Annotated in this window: 18 protein-coding genes and 1 rRNA gene; 1 reads left to right on the top strand and 18 read right to left on the bottom strand. The window is 68.3% G+C overall.

From position 1 onward, the window contains the following. Window positions 1–8: 8 nt before the first annotated feature. From E1263_RS24575 to E1263_RS24525, 11 genes are all read right to left on the bottom strand, one after another. On the bottom strand, window positions 9–1034 hold the full coding sequence (locus E1263_RS24575; RefSeq protein WP_132171316.1) for a glycosyltransferase family 4 protein: 1026 nt from the start codon (window positions 1032–1034) through the stop codon (window positions 9–11). After that, a complete protein-coding gene (gene murJ / locus E1263_RS24570) occupies window positions 1031–2596 on the bottom strand; it encodes a murein biosynthesis integral membrane protein MurJ (protein WP_132171314.1) in 1566 nt (521 codons plus the stop codon). The genes E1263_RS24575 and murJ overlap by 4 nt, the downstream gene beginning before the upstream one ends. Then, window positions 2593–3405, bottom strand: coding sequence for a hypothetical protein (locus E1263_RS24565; protein ID WP_132171312.1), 813 nt, complete (start codon window positions 3403–3405; stop codon window positions 2593–2595). Before E1263_RS24565 ends, murJ begins: the two co-directional genes overlap by 4 nt. 1 nt (window position 3406) lies before the next feature. Beyond that, on the bottom strand, window positions 3407–4354 hold the full coding sequence (locus E1263_RS24560) for a copper transporter (RefSeq protein ID WP_132171310.1): 948 nt from the start codon (window positions 4352–4354) through the stop codon (window positions 3407–3409). Continuing rightward, window positions 4351–5532 carry a putative cytokinetic ring protein SteA gene (gene steA / locus E1263_RS24555; RefSeq protein WP_132171308.1) on the bottom strand — a complete coding sequence of 394 codons (1182 nt, stop codon included), beginning with the start codon at window positions 5530–5532 and terminating at the stop codon, window positions 4351–4353. The genes E1263_RS24560 and steA overlap by 4 nt, the downstream gene beginning before the upstream one ends. Before the next feature lie 121 nt (window positions 5533–5653). Continuing rightward, entirely contained in the window at window positions 5654–7384 is a 1731-nt protein-coding gene (recN, locus tag E1263_RS24550; RefSeq protein WP_132171306.1) for a DNA repair protein RecN, read from the bottom strand. Continuing rightward, the gene (locus E1263_RS24545) at window positions 7384–8286 is read right to left on the bottom strand and encodes an NAD kinase (RefSeq protein ID WP_238161507.1); all 903 of its coding nucleotides are present in this window, start codon (window positions 8284–8286) and stop codon (window positions 7384–7386) included. The genes recN and E1263_RS24545 overlap by 1 nt, the downstream gene beginning before the upstream one ends. 38 nt (window positions 8287–8324) lie before the next feature. Continuing rightward, entirely contained in the window at window positions 8325–9140 is an 816-nt protein-coding gene (locus E1263_RS24540; protein WP_132171302.1) for a TlyA family RNA methyltransferase, read from the bottom strand. Further along, window positions 9141–9425 carry a hypothetical protein gene (locus E1263_RS24535; RefSeq protein ID WP_132171300.1) on the bottom strand — a complete coding sequence of 95 codons (285 nt, stop codon included), beginning with the start codon at window positions 9423–9425 and terminating at the stop codon, window positions 9141–9143. A gap of 1 nt (window position 9426) precedes the next feature. Next, entirely contained in the window at window positions 9427–9963 is a 537-nt protein-coding gene (locus E1263_RS24530; RefSeq protein WP_132171298.1) for a polyhydroxyalkanoate synthesis protein PhaF, read from the bottom strand. A gap of 85 nt (window positions 9964–10048) precedes the next feature. Next, window positions 10049–11161, bottom strand: coding sequence for an HAD-IIA family hydrolase (locus E1263_RS24525; protein WP_132171296.1), 1113 nt, complete (start codon window positions 11159–11161; stop codon window positions 10049–10051). Between the two features lie 24 nt (window positions 11162–11185). Between E1263_RS24525 and E1263_RS24520 the strand changes: the two genes are divergently transcribed. Next, window positions 11186–12346: a DUF1015 domain-containing protein gene (locus E1263_RS24520; RefSeq protein WP_132171294.1), complete on the top strand. Its 1161-nt coding sequence runs from the start codon at window positions 11186–11188 to the stop codon at window positions 12344–12346. Here E1263_RS24520 and E1263_RS24515 read toward each other — a convergent pair. The 7 genes from E1263_RS24515 to rrf form a co-directional block, all read right to left on the bottom strand. Then, a complete protein-coding gene (locus E1263_RS24515) occupies window positions 12329–13228 on the bottom strand; it encodes a PfkB family carbohydrate kinase (RefSeq protein WP_132171292.1) in 900 nt (299 codons plus the stop codon). The genes E1263_RS24520 and E1263_RS24515 overlap by 18 nt on opposite strands. After that, window positions 13225–14697 carry a purine-cytosine permease family protein gene (locus E1263_RS24510; protein WP_132171290.1) on the bottom strand — a complete coding sequence of 491 codons (1473 nt, stop codon included), beginning with the start codon at window positions 14695–14697 and terminating at the stop codon, window positions 13225–13227. The genes E1263_RS24515 and E1263_RS24510 overlap by 4 nt, the downstream gene beginning before the upstream one ends. After that, window positions 14678–15694, bottom strand: a complete 1017-nt coding sequence (locus tag E1263_RS24505) for an ADP-ribosylglycohydrolase family protein (protein WP_132171288.1) — start codon at window positions 15692–15694, stop codon at window positions 14678–14680. Before E1263_RS24505 ends, E1263_RS24510 begins: the two co-directional genes overlap by 20 nt. After that, complete coding sequence (locus tag E1263_RS24500; protein ID WP_132171286.1) at window positions 15691–16395, bottom strand: GntR family transcriptional regulator; 705 nt, start codon at window positions 16393–16395, stop codon at window positions 15691–15693. Before E1263_RS24500 ends, E1263_RS24505 begins: the two co-directional genes overlap by 4 nt. A 32-nt stretch (window positions 16396–16427) precedes the next feature. After that, on the bottom strand, window positions 16428–17282 hold the full coding sequence (locus E1263_RS24495; RefSeq protein WP_132171284.1) for a CHAD domain-containing protein: 855 nt from the start codon (window positions 17280–17282) through the stop codon (window positions 16428–16430). Between the two features lie 111 nt (window positions 17283–17393). After that, entirely contained in the window at window positions 17394–19700 is a 2307-nt protein-coding gene (locus E1263_RS43765; RefSeq protein WP_238161499.1) for a tetratricopeptide repeat protein, read from the bottom strand. A 184-nt stretch (window positions 19701–19884) separates the two neighbouring features. Next, window positions 19885–19962 (bottom strand): 5S ribosomal RNA (gene rrf, locus E1263_RS24485); the annotation flags it as partial.

The following is a 19962-nucleotide window of genomic DNA, read 5'->3' as shown; positions in this document are numbered from 1 at the left end:
ACCTGCTGTCAAGGGGTGGTCGCGACGAGACCCGCGTAGAGGTCGAGCAAATTCTTTGCCGCGCCGTCCTCGTCCGGCCATCTGGCGGCCAATTCACGGCCACGCGTCCGCATAGCGTTCGCCGTACCGGGCTCGGCCAGGATCGCCCGGACCCCGTCGGCGAGCCCGTCTGCATCGCCGGGAAATGCCAGTACGGCGCTGTCGTCGACCAGCTCGGGGATTCCGCCGGTCGCGGTCGCCACCACCGGTACGCCGACCTGCATCGCCTCCTGGACGACCAGCGCCCGCGCCTCCCAGTGCGAGGTCAGCAGGAAGACATCGGCCGCGTTGAGCAGGTTCGCCACGTCGCTGCGGTGGCCCAGCAACCGCACCGGCAGCTGCTCGGCGTCGATCCGCGCCTGCAGGTTGTCCCGCAGCGGACCGTCACCAACCACCACGAACACCGCATCCGGGTTCGACTCGTGCACCCGGGCAGCCACGGAGAGCAGCGTCGGGTAGTCCTTCTGCGGAGCGAGCCGCCCGACGGTCAGGATGAGCGGCTGATCAGTCAGACCGAGCTCAGCCCGGATGTCAGTAGCCGGAACGGTCGCCTGCTGCATCGTGGGCGCGGCAACCGGCGCTAGCCGGGCATCACGCGCTCCGAGGCTCTTGGCGAGCTCCACGAGGTCGCTGGAGGCTCCTAGAGTCAGGTCCGCACCCTTGGCGACCAGACGCTGCCCCAGACGCATCACGAGGCCCTTGGGGCCCGGAGCGATCACTGCGTTGTGCCAGGTGACGACGAGCGGGCGCAGCTTGGACCTGTCACGCAGCGCAGCCATACCGGCGCGATAGCCGTGCGCATGGATCACATCGGAGCCGCGGAGGGCCGGTGCCTGAGCGACGACGGTCGCTGCGCCGAAGTCGAAGTGCTCAGCGGTGCCAGGAGGCGCACAGACAATCACCTCGTGACCAGCTGCGATGAACCGCGGCACCAGGGAGGCGACATGCTGACCGATCCCGCCTCGCGACTCCGCGAGCAGGAGACCAACCTTCATGCCACGACCTTTCGACGAAGCAGCGCACGGGTGTCCGCACGATCCAGCACAACCGCAACTACGGCGTACACGATGACGACGGCCAGACCGGACAGCACCGAGAACAGCACCGCACTGCCCACTCCGGCATCACCGGCCGGCAGAGCGACCGCCCAGCCCGCAGCCCCGGCCAGTACGGCGCCGACGAGCGCAGCGAGCGTGGCACGAGCCAGACCGGCCAAGGCAGCGGCTCCCGCGTCGCGGCGGAGCACCACCACCAGGGTGACAGCTCCGAGGACCATGCCGATCGACATGGCGGCCGCCAGCGCAGGCACTGCGTCCCAGTGCGCAGTGAGGACAACAGCCGATACAGCAACCAGCACCCAGGCAGCTGAGGTCACGATCGCCACCTGCCGACCGGAGTGCCGCGCGTAGAGCACGCGGCCAACATGCATGAGCACAGCGAACCCAATAGCCGCGGGAGCAAAGGCAATCAACCCATTGCCGAGCGAAGTCGCTTGAGCCTCCCGTACGGCGCCATCGTCGTACGCGAAGATCCGCGCGACCGGTACGGCGGTCCCGACGAGCAGTGCCGCACCAGCGCCACCGGCGAGCATCACCGCCCGAGTCGAAGCGGCGGCGTACAGGTCGAACTGCTCCCCTGCCTCGTACGCCGCGGCCAGGCGCGGGAACACCGCCGTCGTGATCGGTACGGCGAGCACTGCGTACGGGAGCAGGTAGACCGCGTTCGCCCAGGTGTAGACGGCGATACTGCCCGCAACACCGCGGTGGTTCGCCAGGTAGGTCGTGACGACGAAGGTGAGCTGCTGAGCGATCAGCACGGCCAGCCCGGCCAGTGCGAGCTTGCGGAGCACCGGACCGACGCCAGGGTCGAGTCGGAGCGTCAGCCGGATCGGTAGCCGCAGTAGCAGCATCGGGATGAGCACAGTGAGCGCAAGCGCCGCCACCCCAGCGGTGGTTCCCCAAGCGAGCAAGGCATTCGCACTGCCCGACGCGCGGTCCGCATCAGGAGCCATCGCCGCGAACACGAAGTAGGTCCCGACAACCACCAGGCTGGACACGAGCGGCGCCCATGCGCCGGCCCCGAAACGCTTGTGGGACTGGAGAACCGCAGTCGCGATCACAGCCAACGCGTAGCCGAACACCTGCGGCACAAAGATCACGAGCATCCGGGTGGCGGTCGCGGCGGACCCAGCACAGTCAGGGCCCGGATCCAGCAACGCGTCGGTGTAGCTCGATGCCAGCGCCCACGACAACAAAGCGAACGGCGCCAGCAACAGGAACGACCACGACAGCAACGCACCGACGATGCGTCCCTGTGCAGCTCGGTCGCCACGAGCCACGGGCCCAGCAAGCACGGGGATCACCGCACCGGCGAGCGCGCCGCCGGCCACGATCTCGAACAAGATGTTCGGTAGCTGATTGGCCGTCGTATAAGCCTCAGCCAAACACCCGGCACCGACAGTCTTCGAGAAGACAAGCCATCGCCCGAACCCCACCACGCGGGCAAGGACGGTGACACCGGCCACCAGTAAGGCGGCCTGCGCAATGCGCGATCTCACCGGGGGCGTCGGCCCCACTGGTCGATCTTGTCCAGCGTCGGGTTGCCTGCGATGACCTTCGTGAAGCTGACCTTCTCGCTGGCCAGGTTCAGTCCGACGACCCCAGCCAGCACAAGCGTCTTGAGCCACCGCGGGAGGGAGGCAGCGAGCGCCGTACCGGTGATGGCGCCCAGGCCGTTGGCTCCGCAGTCGCCGAGCATGGAGCGTTCGCCCAGGTCGGAGGGGGCCGAGGCCACCGCCGCACCGAGGACAGCACCGGCAGGTCCGTTCACCACGGCCAGGGGTGCGTTCACTGCGGCTACTGCCTTCAGTGCGCGGCCGGGGCGGAGGTCGAGCAGGTTGGCCAGGTTCGCCGTACCGGCGATCAGGGCGCCGTCTGCGACCACGCCGACGAGTGCCTTCACACCGGACGACTTGCGCGGCAGGATCGCCGCTGCGGCCAGCCCGGCCGCACCGACGCCGAGAATCTTCACTGCACCGCTCGTCACCTCACCGCGCTTCAACGCAGTCAGGTGCCCCCGGAAACCCTTGGCCTGCGTCGTTCCACGCAGGTCGTCGTACGCGCCGACTGCACCGGACACCGAGCCGGCCAGCAATGCAGCGACCTTCACCTTGCTCGGAGTGGACGGCGCCGCGACCACACCTGCCAGTGCGCCGAGGACCGCGACCGGGCCCTCCAGCAGCGTGACCGTCTCACCGCGGTGGTTGGTCCGCTCGAACGGCTGCCGCTGCTCTTTGGACAGCTTCTCGGCTGCCTTCTCCAGTGCAGCAGTCGCAGCCGCCGCAACGGAGGCGCTCAGAAATCCCATGTCAGTTGTCCTTCGGCATGACGGCGGCCGGCGCGATTCCGTCCTTCGCGTCGAAGGCGCCGTACTGGCCTGCCTTGCCGGTCAGCTGCTCGACCAGCGCGAAGACGACGGTCATCTGCCCGGCGGGCAGATCGGCGACATCCACCGAGGAAACGATCTTGGTGGCGTCGGAGTCACTGCGCAACGCCTTCAGAAGTCCGCCGTCCTTCGCGGTGTCCGGCGTCCCGGCCAAGACCACACCGGCGCTGCCGGTGTCGAGCCCCTCGATGAAGTCCACAGCGTCGGTGTACGTCGAGCTGGCGACGGCCGGGGTGGCCGGCTTGCCTGCGACGACCACGATCAGCGTGGCGCGGTCCTTGATCGTCGCCGGCTTCAGCGAGACCAGCTCCGAGCTGCTCATGCCCTGGAGGATCCTGGTCGCGTCGGTGTCGACCGTGCGGTTCGGCTCCTTGGCCGCGACCCCGCGCGCCAGGATCAGCCCCGCTCGCTCGTACGTCGTGGAGTCCTTCGGGAAGTCGACGTCAGCGGTCGCGAGTTGCGTGATCAACGGCTCGATCAGCTGGCGCTGACCGGGGTCGAACAGCTTGGCGTTCAGCGCGGCCCGGACCGTGACCTGGGCGCCGGACTTCTGCAGCTCGTCGTCCAGCCCGTCGACCACATCGCTGTCGGCGTTCGGCATCACGACGAGGGCAACCTTCACGTTGGTCAGCTTGCCGTTGGCCAGCCCGGCCGTCACCTTGGCCTCGTAGTCCTGGTGGTACTTGTTCAGCGCCTTGAGCTGGGTGATCTCGTCGCGGGCGGCGACCAGGCTGGCGCGGTCGACATTCGCCTGGTTCAGGATGATGTCGCTGCCGGTGCCCTTCAGCGGGCCGGCGCCGAGCACCACACCCGCGCCCAGGGCGAAGAAGATCGCCACGATCGAGACGATGTGGTAGCGAAAGTCGATCACGTGAACAGCTCCCGGATCCAGTAGACGAAGTCGCTCCAGCGCGCCCGCAGGATCGACCAGAGCACTTCGTCGGCGTCGATGGCGACCATCGCCATCCCGAGGGCGAACAGACCGGCCGCGACCAGCGCGACGATCTGGAACGTCGACACGCGGCTGCGATACAGCCGGCCGACGCCTTTCGCATCCACCAGCTTGGCGCCGACACGCAAGCGGGTGATGAAAGTACTGGCCATTCCGGAGCGGCCCTTGTCGAGGAACTCCACCAGCGAGTTGTGGGTGCCGACCGCGACGATCAGCGAGGCACCCTTCGAATCGGCCAGCAGCATCGCGACGTCCTCGCTGGTGCCGGTGGCGGGGAACTCGATCGACTCCACGCCAAGGCGCTCCAGCCGCTCCGATCCCGGCGCCCGGCCGTCGCGGTACGCGTGCACGACCACCTCGGCGCCGCTCTTCAGCGTCTCGTCCTTGACCGAGTCCATGTCGCCGACGATCAGGTCCGGCGCATAGCCGTTCTCGACCAGCGCGTCCGCGCCGCCGTCGACACCGATCAGGACCGGCCGGTACTCGCGGATGTACGACCGCAGTGCGACCAGGTCCTCGCGGTAGTCGTACCCACGAACGACGATCAGCACGTGCTTGCCATCCATCGGCGTATGAATCTCGGGGACACCGACACCGTCGAGCAGCAGATCGCGCTCGCGCCGTAGGTAGTCCAGCGTGTTGGCGGTGAAGGCCTCGAGCTGCGCGGAGAGGCCGGCCCGGGCTTCGTCCATCAGCTCGGCGACCGACTGGCTGTCCTGCGCAACGCCCTTCGCGATGACCTCGTCACCGCGATACAAAGTGCCGTCGTGCAAGCGGACGTGCTCGCCCTCGTGCAGCGCCGAGAACAGCTCGCGGCCAACCCCGTCGACGAGCGGAATCCCCGCCGCGACCAGGATCTCCGGGCCGAGGTTCGGGTAGCGGCCGCTGATCGAATCCGCGACGTTCACCACCGCGGCGACTTTGCAGTCCACCAGCGCCTCGGCACTGACCCGATCCAGATCGACGTGATCGATCACCGCGATCTCGCCCGGCTTCAGCCGTTTCGTGAGATTCTTGGTACGCCGATCGAGCCGGACCACACCGGTGGATCCGGGCAGTTCAGTCGGGCGTGCTCTCCGCAGGCTGGGCAGTTTCATCGCGCTCTCATCCTGCCATGCCAGCAGCCCGGTTCCAGCCCACAACCCCACCGCCCGGCCAATTCATCCTTTGGAACGACCGTTTGACCCGGCGGCCGCCGTACCCGGTGGTGTGTCGCGTCTAGGCCTTCTTCTTCTTTTTGGGTTTGTTGTGACGCTCGGCGGCCAGCGCGAGGAGCTCTTCGGCGTGGGCCTGGGCGGCGTCGGAGTTCTCCATGCCGGCCATCATCCGGGACAGTTCCTTCAAGCGGGCATCGTCATCGAGGGCGACCAGACCGCTGGTGGTGACCGAGCCGTCGTCACTCTTCAGTACGACGGCGTGCCGGTCGGCGAAGGCGGCGACCTGCGGCAGGTGCGTCACGACGATGACCTGGGCCTTCTCGGCCAGCCGGGCCAGCCGCTTGCCGACCTCGACCGCGGCGCGGCCGCCGATCCCGGCGTCGATCTCGTCGAAGACCAGCGTCGGCACCTTGTGCGTGTCGGACAGGATCACCTCGAGCGCCAGCATCACGCGCGAAAGCTCACCACCGGACGCGGACTTCTGCAGCGGCCGCGCCGGGCTGCCCGGGTTTGCCGCGAAGCAGAACTCGACCTCGTCGATACCGAACGGCCCGGCTGAGGTTTCGTGCACCTCGACCGACAGCGTCGCGTGCGGCATCGCCAGGCCGGTCAGCTCCTCCGACACCAGGACGCCGAGCCGCTGCGCCGCATCGAGCCGCGCCTCGCGGATCTGACCGCCGAGGTCGGCCAGCTTGGCGTCGAGCTCGGCCAGCTCACCGGTCAGCAGCTCGACGCGCGAGTCGCTGCCGTCCAGCTCGGCCAGTCGCTCGGCGGACCGCTTGGCCCAGTCGAGCACCTCGTCCACGGTGCTGTCTTCGCCGCCGTACTTGCGAATCAGAGTGTTGAGCAGCGACCGTCGCTCACTCACCACGGACAGCCGCGCCGGGTCGGTGTCCACGTCAGACGCGTACGACGAGAGCTCGCCGGCCAGGTCGGCTGCCAGATACCCGAGCTCGCCAGCCCGGTCCGCAAGCTCGGCCAGCTTGGGGTCGTGCTCGCGTTCCCCATCGAGGAACTGCTTGGCCATCGCCAACAGACCCAGTACGTCGCCCGGCCGCGTCGACTCTAGATCTTCGGAGGCAAGGGCCTCGGCGGCGTTCGTCGCCGCGGTCCGCAGACCATCGGCGTACGCGAGCCTGCCCTCTTCGGACGCCAGCTCAGTGTCCTCACCGGGCAGCGGCTCCGCCTTCGCGACCTCTTCCAGCCCGAACCGCAGCCGGTCCGCCTCAGCCAGCCGGTCACGTTGCCGGGTGGTCAGCTCGGTCAGCTCGGCCTCGATCTCACGATGCCGCTTGTACGACGTCGCGTACTCCTGCAACGGGACCAGAACCGGCTTACCCGCAAAGACATCCAGGGTCTCGCGCTGCCGAACCGGCTGCAGCAGCCGCCACTGATCGGCCTGGCCATGAATCGCCACCAGGTCACCGGAGACCTCGGCCAGCACCGACACCGGCACCGAAGCCCCGCCGAGGAACGCCCGCGAGCGCCCCTCCGACGACAGCTCGCGCGCGATCAGCAGCTCGTCGCCCTCGTCCAGCTCGCCGCCACGGTCCTCGGCCTGCTGCACGATCGACTTCGGCACGTTGGTGGCCCGGCCCTCGACCCGTGCCCGCCGCACCCCATGCCGCACCAGGCCGCTGTCGGCGCGGCCGCCCAGCAGCATGTTCACGCCGGTCACAACCATCGTCTTACCGGCACCGGTCTCACCGGTCACCGCTGTGAACCCGGGGTCGAGGTCCAGTGTCGCGTCCTCGATCACGCCCAGGCCGGTGATGCGGATTTCGGAAAGCATCAGGTCTCCTGTTGACCGTTGGGATTGCGTTTGCGCTCGGCGGCGCCACGCCAGCCGAGCACCGGGAGATCGAACTTGGCGACCAGCCGGTCGGTGAACGGCGCCTTGTGGGCCCGGGCCAGCCGGACCGGGTGCGCTCCGCGCCGGACCACGATCTCAGCACCGGGCGGCACCTCGACCATCCGCCGGCCGTCGCACCACAGCACTCCGCGACCGTTCCAGGACTCGACCAGCTCGATCGACAGCTGCGAGGTCGGCGCCACCACGATCGGCCGGGAGAACAGGGCATGCGCACTGACCGGGACCAGCACGATCGCCTCGACCTCCGGCCAGACAATCGGCCCGCCGGCCGAGAACGCGTACGCCGTGCTGCCGGTGGGCGTCGCGACCACGACCCCGTCACAGCCCCAGCGCGACAGCGGGCGTTCGTCGACCTCGACCAGCACCTCGAGCATCTTCTCGCGGGCGGCCTTCTCGACACTCGCCTCGTTCAGCGCCCAGGTCTCGAAGATCAGCTTGTCCTCGTGGGTGACCTCGACGGCCAGTGTCATCCGCTCCTCGACCGTGTAGCTGCGGTCGACCACGACCTGGACGATCCGCTCCAGGTCGTCGACCTCGGCCTCGGCCAGGAACCCGACATGACCGAGATTCACGCCTAGGACCGGCGTACCGTGCGGGCGCGCCAGCTCGACGCCGCGCAGGATCGAGCCGTCGCCGCCGAGCACGATGATCAGCTCGACATCCAGGGCGGCCTTCTCGGGGTCCTCGGCGATCTCGACCGGGTCGAGTTTGAGGTCATCAGCCTCTTTCGCGAGCAGCCGCACCACCAGACCGGCGTCCGTCAGCAGCCGGTGCACATTCCGAGCGACCTCGACCGCTTCGTCCCGGCCGGTGTGCGCCATCACCAGCACGCGCCGCGGCTCAGCCACTCGTCTGCCTCCTATTGCGGTCCACGTTCGATCGCGTCCTGCAGCATCGTCTCATCCAGCGGCGGCGCCGAACGCCGTATCCACAGGAAGTACTCGACATTTCCGGACGGCCCCGGCAGCGGGCTCGCCGCCACTCCGGCAATTCCCCAGCCCAGAGCATGGGCCTTCTTGGCCACTCCCCGTACGGCGTCCGCGCGTAGCTCGGGGTCCCGGACCACGCCGCCCTTACCGAGCCGCTCCTTGCCGACCTCGAACTGTGGTTTCACCATCAGCATCAGTTCGCCGTCCGGTTTCACCACCCCCAGCAAAGCAGGCAGCACCAACGTCAGGGAGATGAAGCTCAGGTCGCTGACCACGAGATCAACCGGTTCACCACCGATCTGCTCCAGTGTCAGCGTCCGGACGTTGGTCCGATCCATCACCGTGACCCGGTCATCGGTCTGCAACGCCCACACCAACTGCCCGTAGCCGACGTCGACAGCGAACACGCGCTCGGCCTCGTTGCGCAGCAGGATGTCGGTGAAGCCGCCGGTGGAGGCACCGGCGTCCAGCGCGACCCGGCCCTTCACCTGGACCTCGGGGAACGCCTCCAGCGCACCGATCAGCTTGTGCGCACCACGGCTCGCGTACCCCGGGTCGTCGGTCTCGGACGTGTCGACCACGATCGGCGCATCGTTCCCGACGCCGGTCGCCGGTTTCGTGGCGACCGTCCCGGACACCTTGACCTTGCCTGCCGCGATCAGCTCGCTCGCCTGCTCACGCGAGCGCGCCAGACCGCGTCGTACCAGCTCCGCGTCCAGCCGTGACCGCTTGACTCCCTTGGCCACTTACCGGTTGTCGCCCTGGTCGGAGTCCGCCTCGACCAGCGCGGTCTGCAGGCGCTCGTGCAGGTCGGCGTAGACCTCGGCGTGCTCACCGACCGGCTTCTCCCGCAGGTCGTGCAGCCGCCCCATCACCTCTTCGACGAGGGTGTGGCCGGCTTCGCCCTGCGAGCCGGGCTCAGAGTCGTAGTCCGGCTGGGCCCGGCGCTCTTCACCCTGCTCCGGCGTGTAGTCCGGTTCCACGTCAGGGTCGACGTCCGGGGGGAACTGCTCGCCAGGGTGTTCGGTCACGTCAGGCCTTCTTCGCTGCCGTCTTCTTGGCCGGTGCCTTCTTCGCCGGAGCCTTCTTGGCCGGAGCGGCCTTCTTGGCAACGGCCTTCTTCACTGGCGCCACCTTCTTGGCAGGCGCAGCCTTCTTGGCGGGTGCTTTCTTGGCCGGTGCTTTCTTGGCCGGTGCTTTCTTGGCCGGCGCTGGTGCGGCCACGACGGGCTCCGCCACCGGTGCCGCCTGGGCGTCAGCCAGCTCGCTCTCCAGCTGCTGCACCCGGCGGGTCAGCGCTGCGACCTCCTCGGAGCGGACGAACCCGAGCCGCGCCACTGCGCCCTCGACCTCGTTCGTCACGATCGCCTGCAGCAACTGGCGGTTGCTCTTGCTGGTAGCAACGATCTCGTCGGCCAGGTCGCCCACCTTCGTGGTCAGCCCGGACGTCAGTGCATCCGCACCGGTCTGCTGCAGCAACGCCTTGGCTGCTGCCTGGGCCTTCTGCTTGCTGACCTCGGTCAGGCCGTTCGCCAGCTGTACGTAGCCGCGCAGTGCGTCCATCACCATGACTGCCTCCTCGCTTCGTTCCAGCAACGGTAGCGCCTCAGCCCTGCATTACCAGCCAGGGCTGGCCTACCAGTTAGGGATGGCCTCACTTCTCGAGGCCGATCCGATGCAGAGCGGCGTCGACAGCGATCGTGCCGAGCGCAGGGGCGGGCTTCGGCAGCGGACGGCGACTGCTCCGCGTTGCTGACTTCGCAGTCTTCCCAGACGGCTTGGCCGGCTCGTCGGTCGCGGTCCAGACCGCAGACAGGATCGCGCGCAGCCCGTCGTACGGCTCGCCCTCACCCTTGATCGCCACCGCGCCGCTGACTACTTCAGCTGTCCAGCCTGCACAGGTGTGCTTGCGGCCGTCGACAGTCACACCAGGCTGCTTCTGCGCGAGCGCAGACAGGTCAGGTGCGATGTACGTCGGCCGTTCGTTCTTCGGCGCTCTGGCCAGGTCATGCGCGTCGTGGACACCGGTTGCCACCCACAGACTCGCGATTCCCACCGCATGCGCACCGGCGATGTCGGAGTCCAGCCGATCGCCGATCATCAACGGCTTCTTGGCTTTCAGCCGCTCAATACTGGTCTCCAGCAGCGGCGGCGCCGGCTTGCCGGCCACCACCGGGTCCACCTCGACCGCAGCCCGGACGGCCTGCACCAGCGTGCCGTTGCCGGGTGCCATGCCCGCTGCGGTCGGAATAGTCAGGTCAAGGTTGGTTGCGAACCACTTCGCACCCTCATTGATCGCATGCGCACCATCGGCGAGCATCACCCAGTTCACATCCGGGTGAAAGCCCTGTACGACGGCCACCGGGCGCGCGTCGCTGCTGCGCACCGGAGTCAGGTCGTACTCCTCCAGCGCCGCGTAGAGCCCTTCGCCGCCGATGACGAGCACCGGCGAGCCCTTGGGGTACTCACTCGCGATCAGCTTCGCTGCGGCCTGGGCGGACGTCACCACGTCGTCAGCGATCACATCCAGCCCGAACGAAGCCAGGTGCTCGGCCACGATTCTGGCCGGACGGCTGGCGTTATTCGTGATGTAGCCGATCCGCATGCCCTCTTTGGCTGCCTTGCGCAGGTGGTCGGGCGCCTCCGGAACCGGGTCCGGGCCGACGTACACAACGCCATCCAGATCCAGCAGAGCGACGTCGTACCGGCTGGCGAGCGGTTCGTCACACTCGGACAGCGGTGCGGGCGCTTCGCGATGCGTGCTCACAGGGCCTCACCTACGATGCGATTCATGCTGGACTCTCGAGCGGGCTTGCTGCGGCTGGACCCGCTGCGCGCGTGGCGCTTCGTGGCGGGGATGGTGAGTGGCCTGGGCGCGGTCACCTCACCGCCGTACGACGTGCTGGAACCCGCGCTGGTCCGGCGGCTGACTGCGTCTGATCTGCACAACATGGTGAGGCTCATCCTTCCACGCGACCCCAACCTGGGTCCGAGCCGGTACGACGAGCCTGCCGAGCGCCTGGCCGGGTGGCAGCGTGCCGGAGTGGTGATCCAGGACCCGCGGCCCGCGTTGTACGTCTACGAACAGCGCCTGGGCAACGCCGTACTGTGCGGTTTGGTCGGTGCGCTGGCGCTGGATCCACTGCGGCGCGTAGTGCTCCCGCACGAGAACGTAATGCCGCACTGGGTCGATGACCGCCTCGAGCTGATGGAAGCCACGGATGCGGATCTAGAGCCCATCCTGCTCGCGTACGGCGACGGTGGCGCGGCCAGCGACGCGGTCGACGCCGCCCGGGCCGGAGTGCCGTGGGTGGAGGCCGAGACCGAGAACGGCGCCGAACACCGCATCTGGCGGATCGAAGATCCCGCAACGCTCGCAGTGATCGCAGCGGAGGTTGCGAAACACGAGGCGCTGATTGCCGACGGCCACCACCGCTACGCGGCCTACCTGGAACGCAACCGGCGCGAGCCAGCCCGGCACAGCACAGAGGTCGGTCTGGCGATGCTGGTCGACTACAACCGGCATCCGCTCACCCTGGACCCGATCCACCGCGTCGTACCGGGACTTTCGCTCGCCACTGTCGCCGCTCGAACGCCGTCCGGCTGGGAGGTGTTGCCTGGCCGAGTAGAGAACGTAGCCGAGCGCATCTGCGTCACAGATGGCGAAAGCTGGGTGACGGTCCGACCTCTCAACGGTCTGGAGGCGCCGATGGTCTCACTGCTGCACTCCGTGCTCCTGCCTGCCTGGGCAGTGGAGACGGACGACATCGGCTTCCATCACACCCTCGCTGACGCGGTCGCGCTCGCGAGCCCTTCGCAGGCCGCAGTGGAGCTGACAGCTCCGTCCCTGGACCAGGTGCTCCGTTCCGCCTCGCAGGGCATCGTGCTGCCGGAGAAAGCCACGTCGTTCGGCCCGAAACCGCGCGTCGGCCTGCTATTCCGCACGCTCTAGCGCGTCCACCTCAGCGCGGGTCGGTGCTGTTGCCGGACCACTGCGCGTGACGGCGACTGCTGCTGCGATGTTGGCACGGCGTGCTGCCTCCAGCACGTCAGCTCCATGCAGTAGCTCGGCTGCGAATACTCCACAGTGGGCGTCACCGGCACCATTGGTATCCACCACATCGACAACGATGCTCGGCACCACCTCTGCCTTGCCATCGCGCGCCACAACGCACCCGGCGGCGCCTGTGCGCACCACGACCACTGCCCCTGGCGGGAGCTGGCTGGCCAGCGTCCGCGCCGCCTCGATGGGGTCAGGCTGTCCAGTCAGCAACTGCGCCTCGCGGTCGTTACAGCTCAGCACCGCAGTGCGAGCCATCGTCCGCGCCCAGATGTCCGGGGCGATGTCTGCGACCAATGGACCGGGGTCGACGAGCAGTGCACCACCCTGCATCGCCAACACCTGCTCGGCTTTCTCCGGAACCACCAGGCTGTAGCCGGAGACGTATCCGATGTCTGCGGCTGCCAGGTCCGCCAGTGGTTCACCCACAGCGGTCTCGGCTCCGCTGCCAGTAACAAAAGTGCGCTCCCCGGTGTTGTCGAGCAGCACCACGCACACCCCAGTGTCTATGGAGGCGGTGATGGGCTGGGAGATCGTCACACCCTCGGCAGCGAGCTCAGCGCGCACGCGATCACCACGCGTGCCAGCGCCATGCCCGCCGGCGTAGACAACCGTTGCCCCGGCTCGCGCTGCGGCGGCCATCACGTTGAAGCCACCACCGACGTACTCGACCGTGGACAGCGCCAGCACGTCACCACCGACCGGCGGCAGCGCAGGCACCTGCATGACGAGGTCGATGACGACCTGTCCGGTGTGAACCAGTCGCCCGCTCACTCGGCCACCTCCAGCGGTACGCCGGGGACCGGTCGCGCGCCACCGAGTGCGGCGTACAAGCCGGCTCCGACGACGAAGGTGATCACCCACGCCAACCCGTTCTCCCCAAACCAGGTGTCCGCCAATGGTCCGGTGAACCATGGGTCCGCTGCGGGCCCGAGCGTCGCAAACAGGTAGCCGACCACAATGGCCAGCGCCCAGGCCCCAAACGCCCGCCAGGCAACACCTCCGCGGTACCAGTAGGCGCTCGTACGGCGGGTGTCCAGCAGAGCGTCCGGGTCATAGTGATGGCGGCGGAGCATGTCGACCGCGAACACTCCGACCCACGCAGTGATCGGTACGGCCAGTGCGCTGATGAACGCGATGAACGGCCCGTAGAACCCGTCCGCGATCAGCAGGAAGTAGATCGCCCCGGCGAACGTGACGGTCACGTCGACGACCACCGCGTACACCCGCCGGACCTTGACGCCAAGCGTCAGCGTGGTGAGTCCGGCCGAGTAGACCGACAGGTGGTTGGACAGCAGCAGTCCACCGAACGCAGCGATCAGGTAGGGAACCGCCATCCAGGTCGGCAGCATCGCGCGGATCACAGCGACCGGATCACCCGCATCAGCCAGCGTGGGATCACCTGCAGCGAGCAGGCTGCCCAGTGAGATCAGCAGCACCAGCGGAATGCCCGCACCGGCCGCAGCGGACAGCACCAGCGAGCCAGCTCGCACAGTCGGCGCCTGATAGCGGGACATGTCGGCCGATGCATTCGCCCAGCCGATTCCAGTCCCTGCTGCGATCACACCGACGCCAGCGATGAGTACGCCGACCGGAGCGGGCGAGGCTGCACCAACAGCCGACCAGTCGATAGTCGCCACCAGGAACGCACCGACTACGAGGTTGAGAGCGCCGAACACCCAGGTCGCCCACCGCTGCACCGCGACAAGGAACGCGTGGCCGAGTCCGGCGACCAGCACGGTCAGTAGCTCAAACACGGCGATTGCGATGACCGTGAGTACCGGATGGTCCTTGGCCGCCGGACTGGTGCCGAACAGGATCGTGGCGAGCGAGAGCAGCGCGAACGCGGCAGTCGTCGTGTTCACGGTTTCCCAGCCCAGCCTGGACAGCAGCGAGACCAGAGTCGGGCCGATGTTGCCGCGGGCACCGAATGTCGCGCGCGACAGCGTCAGTCCGGGCGCACCACCGCGGCGACCGGCTATGGAGATCGCACCGACGATCGCAAACGAGCCAACCGCCCCGACGACCGCTGCGATGACGGCCTGCCAGACCGTCATCCCCATCGCGACCAGCGTCGCACCGAGCGGCAGTCCGAGGATGGAGATGTTCGCAGCGAACCAGACCCAGAAGAGTTGACCGGGCCGGCCGTCGCGCTCGGCGACCGGTACCGGCTCGATACCCCGATTCTCTAGCGTGGACTCGCTTTTCAGGGCGACGGCTGTGTCAGATGTGTCGGTGGCCATGCTGGCCTCCTTCAGTAGCGCGCAGTGCGAGCAGACCGTCGGCAGTCGCATCGAGGTCAAGACGATTGACGCGCCGGACCTGGTCGAGCAGATCGCTCGGCAGCCCGGACACGCCATGGTGTGCACCCAGTACGGCGCCACAGATCGCAGCGATCGTGTCGGTGTCCCCACCGAGTGATGCGGCCGCGGTGAGCGCAGCCCGGACGTCCGTCCCGAGCACCTCGATCAAGGCGAACGCCGCAATGACGGACTCGTTCGCAGCAACCGACGTACCGACAACTTCGTCGATGGCCGGGACCAGCTCGTCAGGTGTCAGCCCACGGGCCCATCCGCGCACCCAGCGCAGTCGCTCTGCGATGCGGCCGCCCGCAACCCAATGCCCCCGCTGGCCACCTGCTTGTGCCGCGTCCTCCGCAGCGGCCACAGCAGTGGGCAGGTCTGCTCCGCCGACACCAGCCGACACAGCGGCCGCCACCGCAGCCGCAGCACCAATACCCAGTCCGGTGTTGTGCGTCACCACGCAGGACTCGAGTACGGCGTCGAGCAGGCCGTCGCCGGCGTAGGCGATGCCGACTGGCGCTACGCGCATGGCCGCGCCATTCGTCGTACCGTCTCGGCCGGTCTGCTCAGCGGGCTCCCCCGCGGCCAGACGGTCCAGGGCGCGTTTGGTGGAGGGGCCGAGCAGGTCCAGCGAGCCTCGGCGGATCATGTCCTGTTCCCAGGCCTGCAGGGCTCCGGCGAACGCATGCGGATCCACACGGCCGTTGCCAGCCACCAGCAGGTCAGCAAGTAGGAGCGCTTGCTCGGTGTCGTCGGTGATCGTCCCAGCCGGCATGTTCGGTGCGATCGGCTGGTCCGGCGCCCCGGGCAGGAGCCGATCGACAACGCCATACCGGAGTGCGATGTTGGCACGGGACAGCGACTGGGCGGGCATCCCCAGCGCGTCCCCGATCGCCAGTCCGTACAGGGCGCCCAGCGCCCGGTCCCGGGTGCTCATCGGCCCGCCGGGAAGCTCAGGTGGAACCGGAACCGCTGTGGATCCAGCAGACTCACCACGTGCTCAACCAGGGCACCGTCCTGGTCGAGAGTGACCCGAACCGCCCGCAGGAACAGCTCACCGGGTGTGCGGTCGAGCAGCGCGGCGTCAACAACGTCCAGCGGCTCAACCGAGATCCACTGCTCACCGCCACTCCCGACCCGGCCAACTGATCGCAGGGTGGCGGTGATCGAGCCGTCGACCAGCCCTGTGCTGGGTAGATCGACCAGTGCGCCGACAGCCGGCAGCGCGGAGACCTCGATCGACACCGGGTGACCATCCGAACGACGCAACCGCCGTACAGTCACTACAGCGCCGTACTGCTCCTCAATCGCCGGATCGCCACCGCTGACGATGCCCAGCAGTTCAGTGCCGACATCAGCGCCGCCCTCAGCCAGTGCACGGGCCCAGCCGACCTGCTGGTCAAGCGGCTTCCCGTCGAACGTCACGAACGACCCGACGCCGGACTCGGTAGCGATCAACTCCCGCCGCTGCAGCTCCGCCAGCGCGCTCCGGACCGTGCCGCGGGAGACCTGGTAGCGGGTCGCGAGCTGGTTCTCCCCCGGCAACCGCTCACCATGCGCCAGCCGGCCCGCCCGGATGTCGGTGGCGAGCTCGGTGACCAGTTGGGATCGCTTCGAGCGACCTACCTGTTCAGACATGTATATACATGTATAACCGGCAGATCAGGTTGTCAAGAGCGGTGGTACAGCCCCAGGAACTCCTCCCGCAGCGGCTTCCGGGCCGCTCGATGCCTCTCAACCAGCCGGCCGAGCGTGAACGCCAGCTCCGGCTCGGCGGTCGCCACGAGTCCGGTCAGCGCATCAGCCGCGGCGCACTGATCCTGGTGCTGCCCAAGCAGCTCCTGGTACTTGGCCGCCTGGACGGCAGTTGCCTTGGCCTCATCGCCAAGCACAGTCGCGCAGGTGTCAGCGGCGTACCGCATCCGCTTCGCCAGCAACCGCACCTCATGCCAGTCGTCGTCCTGCGTCCACGGCTGCAGCTTGTCCGCCTCCCCAGCAAACACCCGTACGGCGCTGTCCAGCAGGTCGGGCAGCACCTCGCCACAGGGCTTGGCGGCCTTCCGCTTGAGCCCCGGCGCCGCGGCTGCCGTCTCCAGCGCGCGGATGAGGGAGGTGGTGCGCTCACTGGCCACCACCTCGGCCGACCGCGCCGCAGCCAGCTCCAGCCCGGCGGTCAGGGTCTGCACGATCTGCTCGACGTGTTCCGGTCTGTCTTCGCTGTTCGCGGTCTCTTTGACCAGATCCGCGATCACTTCGAGATCCCGCGCCTCGCCACAGGCGTTCGCCAGCGCCGAGAGTTCGCTCCGGAGGTCTGCGGGCCACTCCCCCGCCAGGAAGCCCTTGAAGAGCTTCAGGTTGCTGCGCAGACGCCGGCAAGAGACGCGTACCTGGTGAATGGCGTCGTCCTCGCCCTTCTCCACCATCAGCACTGCGCGCCGGAGCCTTCGGGCTCCCTTGGCGAGTGCGTTCCCGACCAGCACCTCAACGGGCGTCTCCGCCTCCAGCAGCCTCACGCTTGCACCCATCGCACCATTCTCCCGGGCTTGCCGAACGCGGGATCAGTTTCACGCGAGTCGTCTCGGCCCATGAAAAAGCCGCCGGGGTTTGCCCGGCGGCTTCGTCAGTACAGCTTCGTTCTACTGCTCGGATTTCTCCGGCTTGTCCTCGGCGACAACCTCGGTGACGACCTCGTCCTGCTCGTCGTCATCGTCGTCATCGTCGTCGTCATCTTCGTCCAGGTCGCCGAAGTCGTCCTCGTTGTCGACCTCGTCGACCTCCAGGACCGTCTCGGTCTCGGCCGGCTTGCCGTTCTCTGTGCGGTCAGCGTCCTCGAGGTCCTCGTCGAGGTCGGTGAACTCGAGGCCTTCGAGCTCGGCAGCCCGCTCAGCAGCTCCGGTGGAACCGTCAGCGTCGGCACCAGCAGCGCGGTGGAACCACACGAGGGCTTCCTCGGTACGGTTGGAGGCCGCCAGCGCGTCGGCGTACGCGTAACGCAGTCGCGGCAACCAGTCCGCCCGGGTGCGCTTGGTCAGCTCCGGCACCTCGAGGATCTGGATCGCGGCAGCCGTCTGGCCCAGGTCACGCCGCGCGCCGGCCGTCACGATCAACAGCTCGATCTTCGTCGGCTCAGACAGGTCCCACACGTGCTTGTCCTCGGCCAGCGCCAGCGCCTTCTCCGGCCGCCCGAGCGCACGCTCGCAGTCAGCCATCATGGCCAGGACTTCATGGTTCCCTGTCATCCGCCGTACGGCGCGGAACTCGGTCAGCGCCTCCGCGTAGTGCTCAGCCAGGTACGCCGTGATGGCCACAGCCTCGCGGACACCGCCCAGACGGGCAGCGAGCCGACGAGCCGTCTTAGCGTGCAGGTACGCAAGCTCCGGGTCGTCGTCCAGGATCTGACCGGACGCCACCAGGTGCTGGGCGACCAGGTCGGCCAGGCTGCGCGGCAATGAGCGCAGCTCGGCCTTCACACCGCGATCCAGCTCCGCCCCAGTGATCCCCTCAGGAATTACCGGGTCGTCGCGACGCGGACCGACCTTCTCTTCGTCATCCCGACGCGGTCCACCGCGCCGGTCGTCACGTCCACCGCGATCGTCGCGCTTGAAGGCGCCACGCTCACCGCGCGCCGGCCCTGCACTGCGAGCCGGACCGCGAGCGCCTCCACGGTCATCCCGCGACGGCGCCGAGCGCTGATCGCGCCGGCCCTCGCCACGGTCGTCCCGGCGGAAGCCACCGGTCGAGGGGGCACGGTCATCCCGCGCCGGACGGGCCGCACCGCGGTCGTCACGCGCCGGGCCACGGTCGTCGCGAGCGGGTCGCGCGTCCCGGTTGTAGCCGCCACCAGAACGGTCATCACGGTTGTAACTGCTGCCACCAGCGGGACGGCTGTAGCCACCGCTGGAGCGGTCGTCACGGTTGTAGCCGCCACCGGCAGGACGGCTGCCGCCGCCGCTGGAACGGTCGTCACGGTTGTAGCCGCCGCTGGTGGGACGGCTGCCGCCGCCGCTGGAGCGGTCGTCGCGGTTGTATCCACCGCGGTCGTCGCGCGCCGGACGCTCGCTACGGGCTGCACCACGGTCATCGCGAGCAGGTCGCGTGTCCCGGTTGTAGCCACCTCGGTCATCACGCGCCGGCCGGTCATCACGGTTGTAACCGCCACCACCAGCAGGACGGCTGTAACCACCGCGGTCGCCGCCACCGGAACGGTCGTCGCGGTTGTAACCACCGCGGTCGCCACCGGAAGAGCGGTTGTCACCAGTAGTACGGTTGTCACGGTTGTAGCCGCCGCGCTCGCCGCCACTGGAACGGTCGTCGCGGTTATAACCACCGCGGTCGCCACCAGTCGAACGGTCGTCGCGACGGTAACCGCCCGAACGGCTGTCTCCGCCGGAACGGCTGTCTCCACCGGAGCGGTTGTCACCACCGCGGTCGTCACGGCCGGCCAGTTGGCCACCGAACGGATCACGGCGACCCTTGTCGTCACCACGGGAGCCGGCGAATCCACGCCTGTTCTCGGTACGCGGCTCGTCACGATCGCCACCACTGCGCGGTGCGCTCCGCGGAGCGCCTGTCCGCGGGCTGTCGCCACGGTTCGACGGGCCCCGGTAACCACCGGAACTCCGCTGTCCACCGCCGCCGGCGCCACCAGAACCACCAGAGCCGCCACCGGACCGGTTGCCGCTGTACCCCGAGCCACCGCTCGAGCTACCGCCACCAGAACGGTTGCCGCTGTAGCCGCCACCGGATCCGCCGCTCGAACCGCCACTGGATCCAGAGCGCCCACCGAAGCTCGAGCCACCACCAGGACCGGACCGCTGACCGCCGGAACTGTCACCGGATTCGGAACGTCCCCCACCGCTGCTACGACCGGAACGACCGCTGCCCCCGGAGGAACCGCGACGGTCCCCCGAGCCGGATCGGGGATTGCGAGGTGGCGTAGCCACAGTGACTCCTTCGATGCTAAGTGCGGGGTAACCGCACTAATCTAGCGCCCCGTGCCCCTCAGACCCTCATCGAGAGGTCCGGAGCCCACCTGGCGAGCATCGCTCGAGAGGTTCGGTGCAGCGAAAAAAAGGCCAGACAAATGTTAAGGGCCACCCCAGTGGGGTGGCCCTTAACAGTGTGAATGTCCGGCGGCGTCCTACTCTCCCACGACCTCCCGGTCGCAGTACCATCGGCGCTGAAGGGCTTAACTTCCAGGTTCGG

It is taken from the genome of Kribbella antibiotica, from assembly GCF_004349055.1.
GTDB classification, from domain to species: domain Bacteria; phylum Actinomycetota; class Actinomycetes; order Propionibacteriales; family Kribbellaceae; genus Kribbella; species Kribbella antibiotica.
Note: the sequence above shows the minus strand (reverse complement) of the source record. Positions and strands in the feature narration are given on the sequence as shown.

Coding starts and splice junctions, on each gene's coding strand:
- E1263_RS24575 (WP_132171316.1), bottom strand. CDS start 1,034: ATGAAGGTTGGTCTCCTGCTCGCGGAGTCGCGAGGCGGGATCGGTCAG.
- E1263_RS24565 (WP_132171312.1), bottom strand. CDS start 3,405: ATGGGATTTCTGAGCGCCTCCGTTGCGGCGGCTGCGACTGCTGCACTG.
- steA (WP_132171308.1), bottom strand. CDS start 5,532: ATGAAACTGCCCAGCCTGCGGAGAGCACGCCCGACTGAACTGCCCGGA.
- recN (WP_132171306.1), bottom strand. CDS start 7,384: ATGCTTTCCGAAATCCGCATCACCGGCCTGGGCGTGATCGAGGACGCG.
- E1263_RS24545 (WP_238161507.1), bottom strand. CDS start 8,286: ATGGCGCACACCGGCCGGGACGAAGCGGTCGAGGTCGCTCGGAATGTG.
- E1263_RS24530 (WP_132171298.1), bottom strand. CDS start 9,963: ATGGTGATGGACGCACTGCGCGGCTACGTACAGCTGGCGAACGGCCTG.
- E1263_RS24520 (WP_132171294.1), top strand. CDS start 11,186: ATGCTGGACTCTCGAGCGGGCTTGCTGCGGCTGGACCCGCTGCGCGCG.
- E1263_RS24510 (WP_132171290.1), bottom strand. CDS start 14,697: ATGGCCACCGACACATCTGACACAGCCGTCGCCCTGAAAAGCGAGTCC.
- E1263_RS24505 (WP_132171288.1), bottom strand. CDS start 15,694: ATGAGCACCCGGGACCGGGCGCTGGGCGCCCTGTACGGACTGGCGATC.
- E1263_RS24500 (WP_132171286.1), bottom strand. CDS start 16,395: ATGTCTGAACAGGTAGGTCGCTCGAAGCGATCCCAACTGGTCACCGAG.
- E1263_RS24495 (WP_132171284.1), bottom strand. CDS start 17,282: ATGGGTGCAAGCGTGAGGCTGCTGGAGGCGGAGACGCCCGTTGAGGTG.